13 protein-coding genes are annotated in these 17,862 nt (G+C 43.6%); 1 reads left to right on the top strand and 12 read right to left on the bottom strand.

The window, feature by feature from the left end; translation table 11 throughout:
- Window positions 1-7 precede the first annotated feature (7 nt).
- From smc to NQ550_RS07590, 6 genes are all read right to left on the bottom strand, one after another.
- Entirely contained in the window at window positions 8-3,568 is a 3,561-nt protein-coding gene (gene smc, locus NQ550_RS07615; RefSeq protein WP_025576917.1) for a chromosome segregation protein SMC, read from the bottom strand.
- An 11-nt stretch (window positions 3,569-3,579) separates the two neighbouring features.
- Window positions 3,580-4,263, bottom strand: coding sequence for a ribonuclease III (gene rnc / locus NQ550_RS07610; RefSeq protein ID WP_008704699.1), 684 nt, complete (start codon window positions 4,261-4,263; stop codon window positions 3,580-3,582).
- Window positions 4,264-4,387: 124 nt separating this feature from the next.
- Window positions 4,388-4,615: an acyl carrier protein gene (gene acpP / locus NQ550_RS07605; RefSeq protein WP_020993747.1), complete on the bottom strand. Its 228-nt coding sequence runs from the start codon at window positions 4,613-4,615 to the stop codon at window positions 4,388-4,390.
- A 31-nt stretch (window positions 4,616-4,646) separates the two neighbouring features.
- Window positions 4,647-5,684 (bottom strand): phosphate acyltransferase PlsX, encoded by a 1,038-nt coding sequence (gene plsX, locus NQ550_RS07600; protein WP_020993746.1) that lies wholly within the window; start codon window positions 5,682-5,684, stop codon window positions 4,647-4,649.
- Window positions 5,685-5,859: 175 nt separating this feature from the next.
- Complete coding sequence (locus tag NQ550_RS07595) at window positions 5,860-7,677, bottom strand: ABC-F family ATP-binding cassette domain-containing protein (protein WP_025576918.1); 1,818 nt, start codon at window positions 7,675-7,677, stop codon at window positions 5,860-5,862.
- A 210-nt stretch (window positions 7,678-7,887) separates the two neighbouring features.
- Window positions 7,888-8,700: a hypothetical protein gene (locus NQ550_RS07590; RefSeq protein WP_025576919.1), complete on the bottom strand. Its 813-nt coding sequence runs from the start codon at window positions 8,698-8,700 to the stop codon at window positions 7,888-7,890.
- 248 nt (window positions 8,701-8,948) lie between these two features.
- On the opposite strand from NQ550_RS07590, the gene NQ550_RS07585 reads away from it, so the two are divergent.
- The gene (locus tag NQ550_RS07585; protein ID WP_008704705.1) at window positions 8,949-9,671 is read left to right on the top strand and encodes a LytR/AlgR family response regulator transcription factor; all 723 of its coding nucleotides are present in this window, start codon (window positions 8,949-8,951) and stop codon (window positions 9,669-9,671) included.
- Between the two features lie 44 nt (window positions 9,672-9,715).
- On the opposite strand, the gene NQ550_RS07580 is transcribed toward NQ550_RS07585, so the two are convergent.
- The 6 genes from NQ550_RS07580 to NQ550_RS07555 all read right to left on the bottom strand — a co-directional run bounded on the left by NQ550_RS07580 (window position 9,716) and on the right by NQ550_RS07555 (window position 17,791).
- On the bottom strand, window positions 9,716-11,620 hold the full coding sequence (locus NQ550_RS07580; protein WP_025576920.1) for a sensor histidine kinase: 1,905 nt from the start codon (window positions 11,618-11,620) through the stop codon (window positions 9,716-9,718).
- A gap of 52 nt (window positions 11,621-11,672) precedes the next feature.
- Window positions 11,673-13,889 carry a hypothetical protein gene (locus NQ550_RS07575; RefSeq protein WP_025576921.1) on the bottom strand — a complete coding sequence of 739 codons (2,217 nt, stop codon included), beginning with the start codon at window positions 13,887-13,889 and terminating at the stop codon, window positions 11,673-11,675.
- A 152-nt stretch (window positions 13,890-14,041) separates the two neighbouring features.
- Window positions 14,042-15,394, bottom strand: a complete 1,353-nt coding sequence (locus tag NQ550_RS07570) for an MATE family efflux transporter (RefSeq protein WP_025576922.1) — start codon at window positions 15,392-15,394, stop codon at window positions 14,042-14,044.
- A 217-nt stretch (window positions 15,395-15,611) separates the two neighbouring features.
- Entirely contained in the window at window positions 15,612-15,794 is a 183-nt protein-coding gene (gene rpmF, locus NQ550_RS07565) for a 50S ribosomal protein L32 (protein WP_008704709.1), read from the bottom strand.
- 4 nt (window positions 15,795-15,798) lie between these two features.
- Window positions 15,799-16,326, bottom strand: coding sequence for a YceD family protein (locus NQ550_RS07560; RefSeq protein WP_008704711.1), 528 nt, complete (start codon window positions 16,324-16,326; stop codon window positions 15,799-15,801).
- Between the two features lie 274 nt (window positions 16,327-16,600).
- Complete coding sequence (locus NQ550_RS07555) at window positions 16,601-17,791, bottom strand: acetate/propionate family kinase (RefSeq protein ID WP_025576923.1); 1,191 nt, start codon at window positions 17,789-17,791, stop codon at window positions 16,601-16,603.
- Between the last annotated feature and the right edge of the window lie 71 nt (window positions 17,792-17,862).

Raw genomic sequence — 17,862 nt, 5'->3', positions numbered from 1 at the left:
CCTCCTGTTACTGGGTAAGCTGATTCTCCACCAGATCGACGGAAACCAGTGTGGATACCCCTTTTTCCTGCATGGTAATACCATAAAGCCGGTCTGCGGCATTCATAGTTCCACGTCTATGGGTTATTATAATAAATTGTGTGTTTTTCGTCAACTTCTGTAAATATCCGGCAAATCGCCCAACATTGGAATCGTCCAGCGCTGCCTCGATCTCATCCAGCAGACAGAACGGTGACGGCTTCAGATTCTGGATCGCGAAAAGAAGTGCGATAGCTGTCAGAGCTTTTTCCCCACCGGAAAGCTGCATCATATTCTGCAGTTTCTTTCCCGGCGGCTGGGAAATGATCTTAATTCCTGCCTCCAGGATATCTGCCTCTTCATCCAGCTCCAGAGTTCCTTTTCCGCCTCCGAACAATTCCTTAAATGCCTTGTCAAATTCCTTCTGGATCTCGCCGAATTTCTCAGAAAACTGTTTCCGCATTCCCTCATCCAGCTCCTGAATGATCTGTTCCAGAGTTTTCTCCGCTGTGACCAAATCCTCATACTGGCCGGACAGAAAGGTGTGTCTTTCCAGAAGTTCCTTATAATCCTCAATAGCATTTACATTTACAGGTCCCAGCTTTCTGATATCATCTTTAATCTGAGCTGCCTGTCGCTTCATCTGCGAAAGATCAGTAAGTTCCTCTTTTCTGTAGGAAACAGCATTATTGGGAGTAATCTCATACTCGGACCACATATAGGCAATCCGCTCTTCCCTGTTCTCCTCCAGCTTGTCCATCTGTCCCTGCAGACGGTAACATTCCTTATCCAGAAGTCCGATCTGACCGGACAGATAATCTCTTTTCTCAAAAAAATCTTTATGCTGAGAAGTTCTGCTCTCTTTCTCCTTCTGCAGATTTTTCAGCTGCATCTGTGCCTGTTCTTCATGAAGGACAGACTCTTCCGACTCTTTTTTTAGCTGGGTGATCATCTCCTGCTTCTTTTCCATCTCTTCACTGCTGTGAGCAAGAGACTGATAAATATCCTCTTTCTCAGTCATAAAAGCTGTGATTTCTGCTTTCAGACGGCTCAGGTTTTCCTGGTCAAATTTCTCTTTCTGTTCAAGAGCGGATGACTGAAGACGGATTTCTTCTAACTCCCGGGTGATTTTCTTCTCTTCTTCTTTCCATTCATCCAGTTCTGACTGCTTTGCCTCAATAAAACTCTCCAGTTCTTTCTCATCCTGCTTTGAATTCTCCAGTTCCCTGGAAATCCGGTCATGATCCTGCCGGATTTCCATGACCTGGCGTTTGATCTCTGCCTGATCTCTGTTGATCTGCGCATATCCGCTTCGGATCTCCTCAGCTTTCTTTTCCTGCTGTTTGATATTCATTCTGGCAGTATTCTGTTCTATATATTTCTGACGGAGTCTTTCCTGAAATCCTGCAATGGCATCACGAAGCCTGTTTCTCTGATTTTTATTTTCCTCAACAGCATTCTGCATTTCGGTCAGATTCTGCTTCAGCTGATTTACTTTTGTTTCCAGTTCCTCTATTTCACGCCGTCTTCCAAGCAGATTGCTGTTGTTTCTGAAGGCACCGCCGGTCATGGAACCTCCCGGGCTTAAGGATTCACCCTCTGTTGTGACCATTCTCAGACTGTGTCTGTATTTTTTTCCTATTGCAATGGCATGATCAATGTTATCAACTACCAGCACTCTTCCAAGAAGGAATTTCGTGATCTGCTGATACTGAGAAGCTACGGACACCAGTTCGCTGGCAATCCCCACAACGCCCGGCTCTTTCAGTGCTTCTTTCGGTGTAAACTCACCTCTGGGACTTATGCTGCTCATGGGAAGAAAGGTCGCACGTCCATAACGATTCTTTTTCAGAAATTCGATCATGGTTTTGGCAGTCTGCTCATTATCTGTAACAATATTCTGAATGCTCCCACCAAGAGCTGTCTCGATAGCGATCTCATAATCTTTGTTTACCTGGATCAGATCTGCGACAACACCCTGGATTCCCGGAACACGTTCTTTTTGTTCCATAACTCTCCGGATACTGTTTCCGTATCCATCATAGCGCTCCGCGATATTTCTGAGAGAATCCAGCCGGGATGCCTCTCTGTGATAGGCTGTCTGTTCTGCTTCCAGCTTTGTGTTCTGTTCCTTCAGCTTTTCCTGAATCTTCATCACACTCAGATTCAGATGTTCACATTCCTCATTGGCATTTTCAATCTGGGATGTAATCTCATCATACTGTTTCCGGGCTGTAGTCAGAATGGTCTGCTGCTCTTCCTCTTCACTCTTCAGTCTGAGAATACGCTGGCTGATCTCTGCCTTACGGATTTCTGCCTGTTCCATCATTGCATCAAATCTCTGGGCTTTACCCTTGACATTGGCGCGGCTGTTCAGAATTTCAATGATCTCATTTTTGCCATTCTCCACTTCGAGAGTACAGGCTTCCATATTCTCCTGTGCTGTCCTTAATTTCTCTTCTTCCTCAGAAAGTTTCTTACGGACAGCCTTTAACTGTGCATAAATATCCGTTTTTTCTTCTTCAAGTTTCTTCTTTGAATCTGTTCTTACTGAAAGTTCAGCCTCAATAGTCTGGATACGTCCCTTATAATGCTCTTCATTCTGTGCCCCTGCCAGTATCTGCTCATTTAATACATTGATCTGGCCTTCCAGCTGCTGTTTACGGATTGCCTGCTCCTGGCCGGAAATGCGAAGTGCATCCATTTTGGAATTTAAATCTTCCAACTCCTGTTCCAGACGTTCATATTCCACCTTGGTCCGGTCATAGGAACTCTGGGTATCCTTCAGCTGATTCTGCGCAATTATGTTCTTCTCTTCCAGTTCCTTGAGTTCTTTGGCTGCAGCAGCATACTCCATCAGGAACATATTCACATCCAGTTCCTTAAGAGTCTCTCTTTTGGAAAGATAAACTCTTGCTGTCTCTGACTGTTTCTCCAGTGGTTCCAGCTGTCTGGTAAGCTCCGAGAGGATATCTGTCACTCTGACCAGGTTCTGGCGTTCTTCCTCCAGTTTTTTGATCGTGGTATTCTTTCTTCTCTTAAATTTAACAATACCTGCTGCCTCATCAAAAAGCTCTCTTCTCTCTTCCGGTTTACCGCTTAGGATCCTGTCGATCTGTCCCTGTCCGATAATGGAATATCCTTCTTTACCGATACCTGTATCATAAAACATCTCATTGATATCTTTCAGTCTGCAGGCACTTCCGTTGATCTTATATTCACTCTCTCCTGAACGGTAAAGCCTTCTGGTAACCGTAACCTCGTTAAAATCAACCGGAAGCTTATGGTCTGAATTATCCAGTGTGATCGCCACCGATGCATAACCCAGGGGTTTTCTTGTCTCTGTACCGGAGAAAATAACATCCTGCATATTTCCTCCTCGCAGAGATCTGGCACTCTGTTCACCCAGCACCCATCTCACCGCATCACCGACATTGCTCTTTCCACTTCCGTTCGGACCTACAATACCGGTGATCCCGTTATGAAATTCAAAATTGATCTTCTGGGCGAAAGACTTAAATCCCTGTACCTCTATATTCTTTAAATACATAATTCTCCTGTTTATTTTCTGAGTACACGAATCGCCTGGTATGCTGCGGCCTGTTCTGCTGCTTTCTTTGTATGACCGCTTCCCTGTCCCATCACTTTTCCGTTTACTCTTGCCTCCACAGTAAAGTTTTTGTTATGATCCGGGCCTTCTTCTTTTGTCAGAATATATTCCACCGGCTGTGTTCCGTTTTCCTGCACGATTTCCTGCAGGATGGTCTTGCTATCATAAAAGAGCTGTTTGTGTTCAATATCATTCAGGATAAAATTCAGCACAAACTCCTTTGCATTAGCAAAACCACCATCCAGATAGATAGCTCCCAGTAAAGCCTCTGTTGCATCAGAGACGATAGAATCCCTGTTTCTTCCGCCTGTCATATCCTCGCCCTTTCCAAGCAACAGAAACTGCGGCAGTCCGAATTCTCTTGCACAATAGGCAAGGCTTGGCTCACACACCAGGCTGGCTCTCTTCTTTGTCAGCTCTCCCTCCGGTATCTGGGTAAATCTTGCATACAGATAATCACTGCTGATCAGCTCCAGCACAGCATCTCCCAGAAACTCCAGTCTCTCATTGCTGCCCAGCTTCCCCAGCTTCTTCTCATTTGCATAGGAACTGTGAGTCAGTGCCTGTGTAAGATAATGTTTATTTTTAAAATGATATCCTATGATTTCTTCTAATTCTTCTGTCTTTCTATTCATTCCTCTAACCCTCTCCATATGCGCAGGGCTGTCATCTGACAACCCTGCGACATCATTTTTGCAACTGCTCAGTGCGCCTGTATTATGCTCCTGTCAAATTTCAGACTGCCGGACAGTTACATTTTTATTTAATTGTCCGAATTGCTTCAACAGCATCACCAACTGTCTGAATCTGTTCGACAGATTCATTATCCAGCTCAATGTCATACTCCTCTTCAATCCCCATAATAATCTGAAAAATATCAAGAGAGTCTGCACCAAGATCATCTACAAATGTAGTGTCTTCTGTGATCGAATCTGCATCAATATTCAGAACCTCTGCTATGATAGCTTTTATTTTCTCCAGTTCCATCTTCAACCCTCCTTCCTGTTCCTGTCCTGCTCTATTCTGCTCCGGACTTCAGTACTTCCTGATCCTCCAGGATACGCTCTGCGATCTTCTCGTTGATCTTCTCCTGTTTAAACTGTACACACTGGAAAATACCATGTTTGATCTCAATGGCTTTGGCACTTCCATGCGTCTTTACCACAAGTCCTTTAAGCCCCAGAAGCGGTGCTCCGCCATATTCCGTTGCATCAAAGGATTTCAGAGTTTCTTTCAGTGCAGGCTTTACCAGAAGTGCACCGATCTTACTTCTTGTGCTGGTCATCATTCCTTCTTTGATCTTCTGGACCAGGGCAGAACCAACTCCCTCATATAATTTAAGGATCACATTTCCCACAAATGCTTCGCATACGACCACATCCGCATATCCTGCCGGGATATCTCTGGCTTCTATACTTCCGATGAAATTAATGCTTTTGCATTCTTTCAGAAGGGGGAAAGTTTCTTTTACAAGTGCATTTCCCTTCTCCTCTTCCGCCCCGTTATTTACAATGGCAACTTTTGGATTTTTAATACCGACTACGTTCTCCATATAAATAGAGCCCATCTTCGCAAACTGCACCAGATGCGATGGACGTGCATCCACATTGGCACCACAGTCGATCAGAAGGGAAACACCCTTCGTGGTAGGGATCAACGGTGCAAGAGGCGGCCTCTCCACACCTTTACTTCTGCCTACCAGTACCTGTCCGCCAACAAGAACAGCTCCTGTACTTCCTGATGAAACAAAGGCATCTGCCTCCTGTTTCTTAACCATATTCAAACCTACTACGATTGATGAATCTTTTTTCTTACGGATCGCAAAAACAGGGGGTTCTGCTGTCTCGATCACCTGGGATGCATTGACAACCTGAATCTGGTTCTTCGGATATCCGGAATATTTCGCCAGTTCCTTATCTATCACTTCCTGTTTTCCTGTAAGAATTACTTTTATGTCCTGTCTCTCTGTTACAGCTTCCACTGCAGCTCTGACAGGTTCTGCCGGGGCATTATCCCCGCCCATTGCGTCCACTACAACTCTGACCTGTTCTGCCATATTTTTATATCTCCTGTTCACTTACTGTTCACTTACAGATGTCAGAATCAAAAGATATTTTCTGTTACTGACCCGGCATCCGCAAATTGCCCCGCTGCAAAGCAGCTCCTGCAATCTTCCATAATCTGTATCATACTAAAGAACCCTCTGCAAAGTCAATAGCATCTGAAAAAAATCACTTTTCACTTTTTTGTGCCTCGATTCGCTCCGCCAGATCATTCAGATAAACCCACCTGTCCATCTTCTCATCCAGATCTGCCTGTGCCTTCTCCTTCTGCTCCATGATCTCACGAAGCTTCACAGAATTGGTGGCATTGGCCTCCATATCCTTATCCAGCTTCTCCAGCAGTTCCTCCAGCGTTGCAATATCATCATCGATAGTTTCAAATTCCCTCTGCTCTTTATAGGTAAATTTCAGCTTCTGGGGACGATTCTGCTTCCAGTCTGCCTGAGCCGACTTCTTCTTTTCCGCACCAACTGCAATGCTCTGTCCTTCAGATACTGCCCCGCCTTTTCTCGCCAGCGCCTCTGTATAATCCGTATATCCGCCCTCATACTGGGTCAGATGTCCATTCCCCTCAAAAGCAAAAATCCTGTCCACAATATTATCCAGAAAATACCTGTCATGAGACACTGCGATCACAATCCCTGCAAAAGAATCCAGATAATCCTCCAGAATGGTCAGTGTAGGAATATCCAGATCATTACTTGGCTCATCCAGAAGAAGCACATTCGGCGCCTCCATCAGAACCTTCAGCAGATACAGACGCCTCTTCTCACCACCTGACAATTTGGCAATGGGTGCATACTGCATGGCAGAATCAAAGAGAAACCTCTCCAGCATCATTGTTGCGGAAATCTTCCCGTCTCTGGTCGGAATATACTCTGCCACGTCGCGGATATAATCGATCACACGCTGATTGGTATCCATATCCGGCACTTCCTGTGCAAAATACCCTATGCGGATGGTTTCTCCAATTTCCACTTCTCCTGCATCCGGCTGTACCATCCCATCAATAATCTTGATCAAAGTTGACTTTCCGCATCCATTGGGGCCGATAATTCCCAGACGCTGATTGCGCAGCACAATATAATTAAAATCATCCAGGATCTTCTTCTCACCAAAACTCTTGCTGATATGGTGAAGTTCGATTGTCTTCTTTCCCATACGTGTCTCAACAGAATCCAGCTCCACATTCGCATCACGCACCGGAGCCTTTCCGTTCTTCAGTGCCTCCAGGCGTTCCAGACGTGCCCGCTGCTTGGTACTTCTGGCTCTGCATCCACGCTTTGCCCACTCCAGTTCCATGCGGAGTACGCTCTGTCTCTTCCTCTCACTGGCAAGCTCCATCTCCTCACGCTCTGCCTTCAGTTCCAGAAACTTCGAGTAATTAGCCTCATAAGCATAAAGGCCGCCATGGGAAATCTCCAGAATCTTATTAGTAACCCTGTCGAGGAAATATCTGTCATGAGTAACCATAATCACAACGCCCTTAAAACTTCTCAGAAAGTCCTCCAGCCAGGTCACCATCTCATTATCCAGATGGTTGGTAGGCTCGTCCAGAAGCAGCACATCACAGGGATTCACCAGAGTCCTTGCCAGTGCCACCCTTTTCTTCTGTCCCCCGGATAAATGATCGATCTTCTCCTCATGGTCTGTAATTCCCAGCTTATTCAGAACATTCCTTGCCTCGCTCTCAGTACTCCAGTCTTTCTGCCACTTTCCTTCTGCCACATAATCCAGGACAGAAGCTCCCTGCGGAAACTCCGGCATCTGCGGAAGATACGTGATTCTCAGGCCATTTTGAGTGATCACCTGCCCCTCATCCGGCTCCTCCAGACCGCCGATGATCTTCAGAATCGTAGACTTCCCAGTCCCATTAATCCCGATGATCCCAATCTTATCTCCCTGATGCACCCCGTAGGAAACATCATCCAGCACCACCTTCTCACCAAACACCTTGGAAACATGCTCTATATTCAGAATATTCATAAATTCAAACCTCTCTCGTAATTTTCGCTTCCTGTCTGTTTCTGCTCATCTGTAACACTTCCACAAAAACTATAGAATTCGCTCCTCATTATACCATCTTCCCAGCCATTCTAAAACCCCCGGCACAGAAAAAACACTCCCCTCCGAATAAATCTATCCGAAGAGGAGTATCCTCAAAATCACATATTTTTGTTCCTGAAAAAGAATTGCTTAGTTCATCTCAGTTCCATTCTCAACTGCATACTTCAGTCCCTGCACAGCAACCGCCAGCGTAGCTTCCTCTACAGTAGCGCTTCCAAGATCACCCATATCCAGTGTCAGTGTATCATCATCATTCACTGCCACGCCAAAAGTAAGTGCCATCTCAGAAACTTCATCAGTAATCGTCACAGTACCATTCTCTTCATCAAAAGTACCTTCACCAACAAAGCTTACATAGTTATCATCCTGATCGATCACAAGTACTGAGCAGAAAGTTCCATCATCATTAGCTGCATAAATAAAAGTCTCACCCGCTTCTGTTTCGCCGGAATAACACTCTGTCAGGATATCACCCATATCCTGATAAGTCTGATTGTAATCCGACTCATCACCGTCTGCCTCATAAGGCTCCAGGGTTGCAGTCAGGTCCAGACTGTCCGGATCATAAAGTTCCAGAAGATTCTCTTCCTCATTTGCCTGCACCAGATAAGTTACCATATTTTCATCATCATACGTGCCGTCGTCATTTGCGAACTGCATTACCAGAGCTGTATATTCTCCGTCTGAACTCAGGGCATATACACCAAGAACATCCTGCTCTTCATCCTTCCACTGACCAAAAAACGAATTATCTTTGTAGAATCCGTAGATATCTCCTGCGCTGTCCTTCCAGAGTCCTAACATTGCCTCTGATACATCCGCGACATCTCCGTCATCTGCTGCTTCTTCTGTAGTCTCCTCTGCTGCCCATACCGGAACAACCATAGAGCTTACCATTGCAGCAGCACAAAGACCTGCCATTATTTTTTTCCAGTTTTTCATATTTTTTTACCATCCTTTCTTAAAATGTGTGTACATATTTCTAAACTGAATTTCTATGTTCTTACTATAAAAAATTTCAGTCTTATTTTCAAGATACATGGGATTAAATGACATTTTTCATGAAATATGGAAAAATGAATAAATACTTATGGTATTACTTGCTTTCAGTAAGGAATCCGTACTTGAATAACTCATGAAAATACGCTAAAATACAAATTATGTTTAAGTTAATTTAGGAGGTACTCCTTTTGAATATTGCAATCCTTGACGATTCAAAGGAAGATCTGCGTCAGGTAAAATCTGTCATTTCTTCTTATTATGAATCCCAGAACACATCCGCAGACATCCATTTGTATTCCAGCGCAGAAGCTTTTTTTACTAAATACATACCCGGATTTTACGACCTGATCATTATGGATATTTATATGGGCAGTATGACCGGTATGGATGCAGCCAGAAAGCTCCGCGAAGCCAGGGATACAGCTGCTCTGATTTTTATTTCAAGCAGTGATTCCTTTGCTGTGGAAAGCTATGATGTACAGGCATCCTACTATCTGCTGAAGCCCTTTGACCCGGAGAAGCTTTGCCGGATCCTCTCAACAATCCAGTTCAGGCAGTCGCAGAATTCCAGATATATAGAGCTGATTTCCGACCGTACCCCTGTAAAGATCCCTGTCAGGAGCATCCTGTACGTGGATACCTACCGCAATGCAGTTCAGGTACATACCACAGATGCAGGCATTATACGCTCCTACATAACCTTCCAGAAATTCGAAGAGCTTCTGGAGGGAATGAAATGTTTTCTCTCCTGTTACAGAGGCTGTATCGTAAATATGGATCACATCGAGAAATCCACAGATGAAGGCTTTGTTATGGACAATCAGGAGCTTGTTACTGTACGCAAGCGTGGCTCCAACGCAATAAAAAAAGCATATCTGGAATACTTATTCTCTTCAGACTCTGATAAATAAGTATTTCCGATATGCCTCTTCCCCTCCGGGCAGTAACTATTTATTTACTGTACTGTTTTCACCGGCAGAAAGATATTTACTTTAAAAATACCCTCTTCTGTATTAAAAACTACATATCCGCCCATTCGTTGTACCACTTCTGCCACAGACGCTGTTCCGATTCCAAAGCCTTCATGCTTTGTTGAATAAAAAACTTTTTCCCTTCGCTGGATTCCATTGGAATATGGATTTGAAATCTCTATCAGAAGCTTCCTGTTCTTAACCTTTGTAAGCATCTTTACATAAGGCTTATTTTCCGGCAGCAGATCTTTTACTGCATCTACGGCATTTTCCAGAAGATTTCCATATATTTTGCACAGATCTGTATCTGAAATGCCAATATTCTGTGGCAGCATCATATCACATTCAAAAGGAATCCCTTTCTTCCTCAGTTCTCCTGCATAAAAATGGATCACTGCATCTACGGCCATGTTTCTGCAATAACAGATTAGCTTTTCCTCTTCTGTTATAACGGATGCATACTCCTGCAGATATTCCATCATCTCCTGATATTTTCCCTGCTGGGTGTAAGACATGATGGTGCGCAGATGGTGTCTCATATCATGGCGCATCCTGCTGATCTCATCCATCTTTTCTGTAAGTTCCTCATAATTCTGTTTCTGTATCTGCAGTTTCTGTTCCATCTGACGGCTGTATTCTCCATAGGTAAGCTGAAATCTGTAAGCATTGGCAAGCTCCATCCACAGAGTCAGTCCCACACTGGCTACAAGCACTGCTGCACCAATTTCCATAAACCACCCGCCAATGATCGGCTCATATAATCTCCATATCCGGTCTGCTGCCAGAGACGCTGCATAAACAACAATTCCCACTAAAAGTACATTACTGTACTTCTGTTTTATCTCCTTTACACTTCTGAAAAGCAGATAACCGGCTGCTGCCCACTTCAAAATCTCTGTAAGCTTAGAGATCAGATACAGCCCTGTTGCAGACTGGGCTCTGCTGCACAGCATTTCTGCCACAAAAACCATCACTCCGGCTACTGCGGCCACACCTGCAAGAATTTCCGGAATCCTTTCCTCACCTCCCAGGATCTTCTGTTGTACCAGCATAACACCGGCAAACATCAGATAATAGAACAATGCCTCCATTCCATAACAAGGCTGTACTTTTACTGCAACAAAGGAATGCAGGATCGGATAAGAACCATATCCCAGCACACAGATACAAAGCAGGGCAAAAAGTCCAAACTCCACTTTTTTAGTTCGCATATACATATACACTGAAAAAATCAGGACAAAAAATGTAAAAGCCATAAATACCACAGCAATCATAAGCGACAACCCGCGGATAATATTCACTTTAAAAGGAGAAGCCAAAACCGGCACATACTGAATTCCCGATGACACCGAATGTTTGTCTGTCACTGCGATCACAATCTCTGCAGTTCCTTTTCCCTCAAAGGTAAATACCCTGTTCTGAATCTGCTCCTGGTAATTGTCCGGATCCGGATTTCCCATCTGCCCCATCAATTCCCCATTAATATACAGCTTGTAAGCAGAAAAAATCTCTGTCAGGCCAATAGCATATTGTTTTTCTTTTTCAGGAAGCACCAGGGTCATCCGATAGGTACCACTTCCAAAAGGAGATTTATTTTTGTCGCCCAGGTCCATTCCACCGTACTCGCCAATGGAAACATAACGGCTGTAGTAGTCCTCCTTCTGTTCCTTTATTTCCTGCGGTGTCAGCAATACATCCGGATAATATTCCCATTCCCTGGCAAGATAATGCACAGAATCATCATCAGGCACATAGAGGATTCCCTGAATGGCCTGGTCCCCCCTGGCCGTATATTTGTTATCAAAGCGGTAAAACAGAAAGAATATGCCCATAGTCAATGCAAATACAGTTGCTATAAGTAGTAATGAATATTTCCAGTTCTTCTTCATTGCTGACACCTCCTTCTGTTTTCGGGTGCTTTTTTTGCTTTTCCTCTGTCCCTTATCTGCGTTTTTTACAAAATACAAAAATAGCAGCAAATGCCATGATACATACTGCCAGTAATGTAGGTATTATCATCAGAAGCTGCCTGCCGGAAGCTTCTGTTTTCTGTTCTGTTTTCTCTTCCGGCACCGACTCTTCTTCTGTAAATCCTGTATCTTCTCCATCTGAAACAGCTTCCACACTGTCCTCATCCGTCTGATCTCCCATACTTTCTGATTCTCCATCTATGAGGAAATAGTCTCCCGTCTGGCTGATTTCCATACGGAGAACATTTTGCTTTTCCTGATAATTCACTGCATATTGATTTCCCTGCACATCCTCCGCTTTTACTGTTTCAGGTAACTGGATTCCGCCAAACACAGATGTCTGAAATTCCACCACTGTTCCCGGAACTTCTGTTACCTCCTCACCTCTGACAAAAATCCGCAGAGAAAATGCAGTTTCTGACGTTTTCTCGATTCTTATCTGGATTTCATCCTCTGCATTGATCTTCCATCCGTTCACTGTATCCGGAGAAAATGTTACAGAGATTCCCTGTTTCTCAAACCTTGCACTTCCATTCTGTTGGATCATAAGAAGCATTCTCTTTCCACTGACTGCAGTAATGGTGTCGGTGCTTAACTCTGTCACGGAATTCTCTGTATCCGATATTTCAGCAGATTTTGCATCAGAAGCTTTGTTACTGCTGCTATTCTGTCCGTCTGTATTATTGTCTGTTCCGTAAGAGTCACCATAATGATATCCGGCACTTCCCGTATTCAGATTCTCTTTCTTTTCTTCCTGTACTACTTCTGACGAAGCAGGTGCTTTCTGCACAATGTCAGGAAGATCTTTTTCCTCTCTGTCCGAAAAATTTCGCTCATGCCAGTATTCATTGACAATAAACGCATCATTATAGGAAAAAGAATAAATTCCTGTGCTCCCTTTCTCATAGACAGCACAGATCTGGTAGTTCTGTCCTTTCTTTAATATCTCTCTGTAATAAATCTGAATTCCATCAGAAGTCACTTCCACCAAGTCATCATCAATTTTCCGGTAATTTCCCTCATTCTCAGAGAGGTAAACCTGTATGTTCCGGCGTTCCTCTGCAGAAAATCCATCCAGCAGCACCGGAAATTCCAACAGATCTACAGCCGGCATGCTGTAGGTATTTATCTGTGGTTCTCCTTTTTTCTGTACAGAAAGATATGCATATGCCTCTGGCAGCGTCAGGCTGTCAGCTACTTCATATCCCTCTGGGATCACAAATGACCCGGTTACCTTGTACACGCCTTGTTTTTTTGTATTTACCTGGCTCAGATCCCAGGAGGATTCCAAAATCAGCTCCGGATTCTCCGCTGTATTTTCAAATGTTTCTGCAGTGCTGACACGCAGTCTGACATTCTCCTTCAATTCTTTCTCAATCTGCTTCAGGCTTCCCCCCGTTTTTACTGCATAGGCAGCACATCTGCTGAGATATTTCTCATCTCCGGTATCATAAGAGCAGATGATCTTTCCAGGCTTCTCTGTGTTTCCAAGCAAACTGTGCTGATAACCGTAAATTTTAAGACTGCCGTCTTTTTGGTATTGAAACCGCAGAGTATTGGTCTGCTTCCTTCCATTATCATAGGTTACCAACAGAGAATAGGTATTGCCCACAACCATACTCTGGTTAGATACATACAGGCCCTCCTCTTCACAGAGAGCAAAGCCCTCCTCAGTGAGGTTGATCCACTGTCCGCTTTCTTTCTTCAGATAAGCTTCCATGGAGTCAAAATTTTCCTGCTTCAACCAGGGAAATATATAGATTCCTGCCGCAGTCAGCCTGTAATATATATTAATATCCGGTTTGTCCGGGTACTGCACAGAAACAGTTGTCTGTACCTGCAGACTTTCACTCTCATCAAAAGCATACTCAGGCGGAAGCTTCAGTACACCTTTCATTGTGTAAACGCCTGCCAGTTTCATATTTACAGACGAAACATCCCAGAACACTGGAATATGCAGTGTATCTGTGTCTGTATAAACTGTATAGAAAACCCGAGACAGTTTCTCAGTAATCAGTTCGCTGCTTTTATTTATTTCTACAGCTACTGCAGGAATATCCTTCGGTACGATCACATCATTTACCCGGATCACCGCGCCCCATACTGTGGTATTTTTTTTCATTCCCCATATGCCAGTCAGGCACAGAGTTATCATTAAAATCAGAACTGTTATTTTCTGTTTTCTCATGCTTTTTTCATACTTTCATTTTACATTACTACTCGATCCGTTATCTTTATTCTCAATTTCCTTTGTTCTTAGCTTACCTTATCTGGTGAATTTCGGCAACAGACATAGGATAAACTGCATTATTTCATGAAAAATGGTGTACCGAAAAATGATTAATTCTCCTTTTTCTTTCCTGGAAATTTCATAAAATAATATACAATAAACAATACTGCCGTAATGCTCCATGAAACCGGATAACTGAGCATGATCGTATTAATTCCCGGGTACATCTGTCCGGCTGTAAAAAGCCACAGGATTCTCAGGGAACACACACCGCCGCAGGTAAGGAGCATAGGCACCAGAACCTTCCCGGTACCCCTCAGTGCCCCGGACAGAATCCCTATGATCACATAAATGAAATAGGACGGCAGTAAAAAACGACTCATATGAACACCATGGACGATCACTGCACTGTCTGTGGTAAACAGACGATAAATCCAGGGAGCAAATGAATACATCAAAATGATCATCACCGCAGAACTGACCATACTCATGACCATGCAGACACTCACACTCTTTCGCATACGGTGATATTTGCCGGCTCCGAAATTCTGTCCCACAAAGGTAGTAATGGAAATTGCGAACGCATTGATCACCATCCAGAAAATAGCATCGATTTTCCCAAGAGTTCCCCATGCCGCCACTGTGTCAGTTCCCAGATTATTTACAAATACCTGTATCACAATATTGGAAATATTATACATTACAGATTCCAGACCTGCCGGAATACCGATTCTCAGAACTGAAAACAGCATTCTTCTGTCAAAACGGATCTGATTGATCTTCAGCACATATATCTCTCTGGTTTTCAGAAGCATTACTGTTACGATCAGCGCACTGATTACCTGAGAAGTAACTGTAGCAACAGCTACTCCTGTCACACCCATGCCAAACGCAACCACAAACAGCAGATCAAGAATAATGTTCAGCACACAGGTAATGATCAGAACATACAGTGGTCTTTTGGAGTCTCCTACTGCACGCAGGATGGCGGCCCCCATATTATAAACCAGGTTAAAAACCATTCCGCCAAAATAAATATGAAGATACACTGCAGAGTCCTCTACCACATCTGCAGGTGTCTTCATAAGCATTAATGCAGGTCTGGTCAGAAAAATCCCCACTACAGTAAGAACAATTCCCGCTGCAATGGAGAATGCGAATGCTGTATGCAGTGCCTTACTCAGATTCTTCTTATCTTTTGCCCCATAAAACTGCGAAATCACAACTGCCGCCCCTGAGGAAAGCCCTACAAAAAAGCCAACGATCAGATTGGCGATCTGACTGGCAGAACCTCCAACTGCAGCAAGTGCCTGTTTTCCTACGAAACGGCCGACAACAATAGTATCTGCCGTATTATAAATCTGCTGAAAAAATGTTCCAAATACAATAGGAAAGAAAAATAACAGCAGCTGTTTCCAGATCACACCTTCTGTGATCTGATTTACCTTCTCCTTCTCATTCATTACTTTTTCCTCATCCATTATAATGTTCAGATGTATCTATCTTTATATGGATCATCTGCAGTTACTGTCCACGCTGCCCGGCAAACCGTTTCGCGCTACACAGAATTTTATAGCAATTCCGGAACATTACAGAGTAATTTCCTATAACATAAAATAATACACAAAAAAGCAGGCATCCCAAACGGGAGAACCTGCCATACTTTGCAACCATTAAAAATTAGTCTTCAACTTTAATGATTTCCTTTTTGTTGTAGCTTCCGCAAGCTTTGCATACTCTGTGTGGCATCATCAGTTCGCCACATTTGCTGCATTTTACAAGGTTCGGAGCGCTCATTTTCCAGTTTGCTCTTCTCTTATCGCGTCTTGCTTTGGAAGATTTATTCTTCGGACAGATGGACATTATGTTACACCTCCTTAAATTTACTAAATATATCACTGATAGCTGCCATACGGGGATCCTTAGGTTCCTCGACGCATCCACAGGGACCGTCATTGAGGTTTTTCCCGCACTGGCTACAGATTCCTTTGCAGTCTTCTCTACATAAAACCTTCAAAGGCCAGCTCATCAGTACCTCAAGATAGACCAGCTGGTCCACATCCAGGTCCATACCTGTGAGATAAGAACTTTCGTCCAGATCATTCACACGGTCTTCATCCGTAAGCTTCATATCAAGTTTTCGCTCAATCTCCAAAGGAATCTCTGTTGAAACCTCTTCCAGACATCTGTCACAGGGAATACCTACGGTAATCTTACCCGTTCCTCTGATCTCAAGATTTCTGTCACCTGTATTCGTGATCGTAAGCTCTATGGGTTCTTTTGCAAGTACCGGAAAGCTTCCTGATTGAAAGGTGATCGTATCCATTCCAAACTCTGCAGTCTTCTGAATACGCATTCCTTCACTGGATGAAATATCTGATAAATGTATCTGCATACTTTTCTCCTATCCACACTTGTTTTATTATACATACCGCCTCTGCTTTTGTCAACGATAAATTAGAAAAATTTCACATTTTGTCAAGTAATATTCCTTTACGAAGTATTTTATCATCCGGCGGCATTATTATCAGGTAATTTCCACATGCCTTACGGGCACAAAGAAGGGTGCTCCTGACAGATGCACCCTTCCCTTCTATATAAATATAACTTTTATCCAGTTATATTTCTCTCGTTTGGACACAAAACAGACACTTTATTATCTGTGAAAATTAAACCAGAGCTACTGTCTCTCTGCAGATTGCAAGTTCTTCGTTTGTAGGAATTACAGCAACTTTAACTTTGGAATCCGGTGTAGAGATAACGATCTCTTCTCCGCGAACTCCGTTAGCTTCTTTGTCAAGTGTAACTCCAAGGTATCCAAGATAGCTTACAACTTTCTCACGTACAGGAATAGCATTCTCGCCGATACCTGCTGTAAATACGATGGCATCTACACCGTTCATAGCTGCAACATATCCGCCAACGAATTTAGCGATACCATAGCAGAGAACATCGATTGCGTTAGCTGCATCTTCGTTTCCGCTCTGAGCTGCATCGTTCAGGTCACGGAAGTCACTGGATAATCCGCCGGATAATCCAAGAAGACCGGATTTCTTATTAAGAACGTTCATCATACCTGCGATATCAAGGTTTTCTTTCTTAGCGATGAATTCCATGATAGCCGGGTCGATGTTACCGGAACGTGTTCCCATAACAACACCTTCAAGTGGAGTAAGACCCATTGTTGTGTCTACACACTGTCCGTTTACTACAGCACTGATGGAAGAACCGTTTCCAAGGTGGCAGACGATAACTTTGGAGTTGTCTTTGTCAAGACCAAGGAATTCAACAGCACGTTTGGAAACAAAGCTGTGGGATGTTCCGTGGAAACCATATCTTCTTACTTTGTAGTTCTTGTAATATTCGATCGGAAGACCATAGAGATATGCTTTTGCAGGCATTGTCTGATGGAAAGCTGTATCGAATACTGCTACCTGAGGTACACCCGGCATAAGCTCGGAGCATACACGGATACCGATCAGGTTTGCAGGGTTATGAAGTGGTGCAAGGTCATTGCATTCTTCTACTGCTGAGATTACTTCATCTGTGATCACTACAGATTTGGCAAATTTCTCACCACCATGTACAACACGATGTCCAACAGCATTTACTTCTTTCAGGCTTCCGATTGCGCCTGTTTTATCATTTGTGAGGGCATCCAGTACCATCTGGATTGCTTCTTTATGTGTAGGCATTGCAGCTTCTGTGATCTCTTTGTCACAGCCTGTTTTCTGATATACTAATCTTCCATCGATACCGATTCTTTCGCAGAGACCTTTTGCAAGAACTGCTTCTGAATCAGAGTTGATCAGCTGATATTTAAGGGATGAACTTCCACAGTTGATTACTAATACGTTCATTTTCATATTCTGCCGGCAACAAATTTCGAATACTGTCCATAATCCTGACACAAGTCTTCGAATATTTCTGT

Source organism: Blautia wexlerae DSM 19850 (assembly GCF_025148125.1).
Taxonomy (GTDB): domain Bacteria; phylum Bacillota; class Clostridia; order Lachnospirales; family Lachnospiraceae; genus Blautia_A; species Blautia_A wexlerae.
The sequence above is the reverse complement of the archived record's forward strand: the minus strand, read 5'-3'. Positions and strand labels throughout refer to the sequence as shown.

Bases quoted from the DNA above. Each gene is read 5' to 3' on its own strand.
- NQ550_RS07555 (WP_025576923.1), bottom strand. From the start codon at position 17,791: ATGAACGTATTAGTAATCAACTGTGGAAGTTCATCCCTTAAATATCAG.
- NQ550_RS07595 (WP_025576918.1), bottom strand. From the start codon at position 7,677: ATGAATATTCTGAATATAGAGCATGTTTCCAAGGTGTTTGGTGAGAAG.
- plsX (WP_020993746.1), bottom strand. From the start codon at position 5,684: ATGGCAGAACAGGTCAGAGTTGTAGTGGACGCAATGGGCGGGGATAAT.
- NQ550_RS07575 (WP_025576921.1), bottom strand. From the start codon at position 13,889: ATGAGAAAACAGAAAATAACAGTTCTGATTTTAATGATAACTCTGTGC.
- rpmF (WP_008704709.1), bottom strand. From the start codon at position 15,794: ATGTCCATCTGTCCGAAGAATAAATCTTCCAAAGCAAGACGCGATAAG.
- rnc (WP_008704699.1), bottom strand. From the start codon at position 4,263: ATGAATAGAAAGACAGAAGAATTAGAAGAAATCATAGGATATCATTTT.
- NQ550_RS07570 (WP_025576922.1), bottom strand. From the start codon at position 15,394: ATGAATGAGAAGGAGAAGGTAAATCAGATCACAGAAGGTGTGATCTGG.
- acpP (WP_020993747.1), bottom strand. From the start codon at position 4,615: ATGGAACTGGAGAAAATAAAAGCTATCATAGCAGAGGTTCTGAATATT.
- smc (WP_025576917.1), bottom strand. From the start codon at position 3,568: ATGTATTTAAAGAATATAGAGGTACAGGGATTTAAGTCTTTCGCCCAG.
- NQ550_RS07590 (WP_025576919.1), bottom strand. From the start codon at position 8,700: ATGAAAAACTGGAAAAAAATAATGGCAGGTCTTTGTGCTGCTGCAATG.
- NQ550_RS07580 (WP_025576920.1), bottom strand. From the start codon at position 11,620: ATGAAGAAGAACTGGAAATATTCATTACTACTTATAGCAACTGTATTT.
- NQ550_RS07560 (WP_008704711.1), bottom strand. From the start codon at position 16,326: ATGCAGATACATTTATCAGATATTTCATCCAGTGAAGGAATGCGTATT.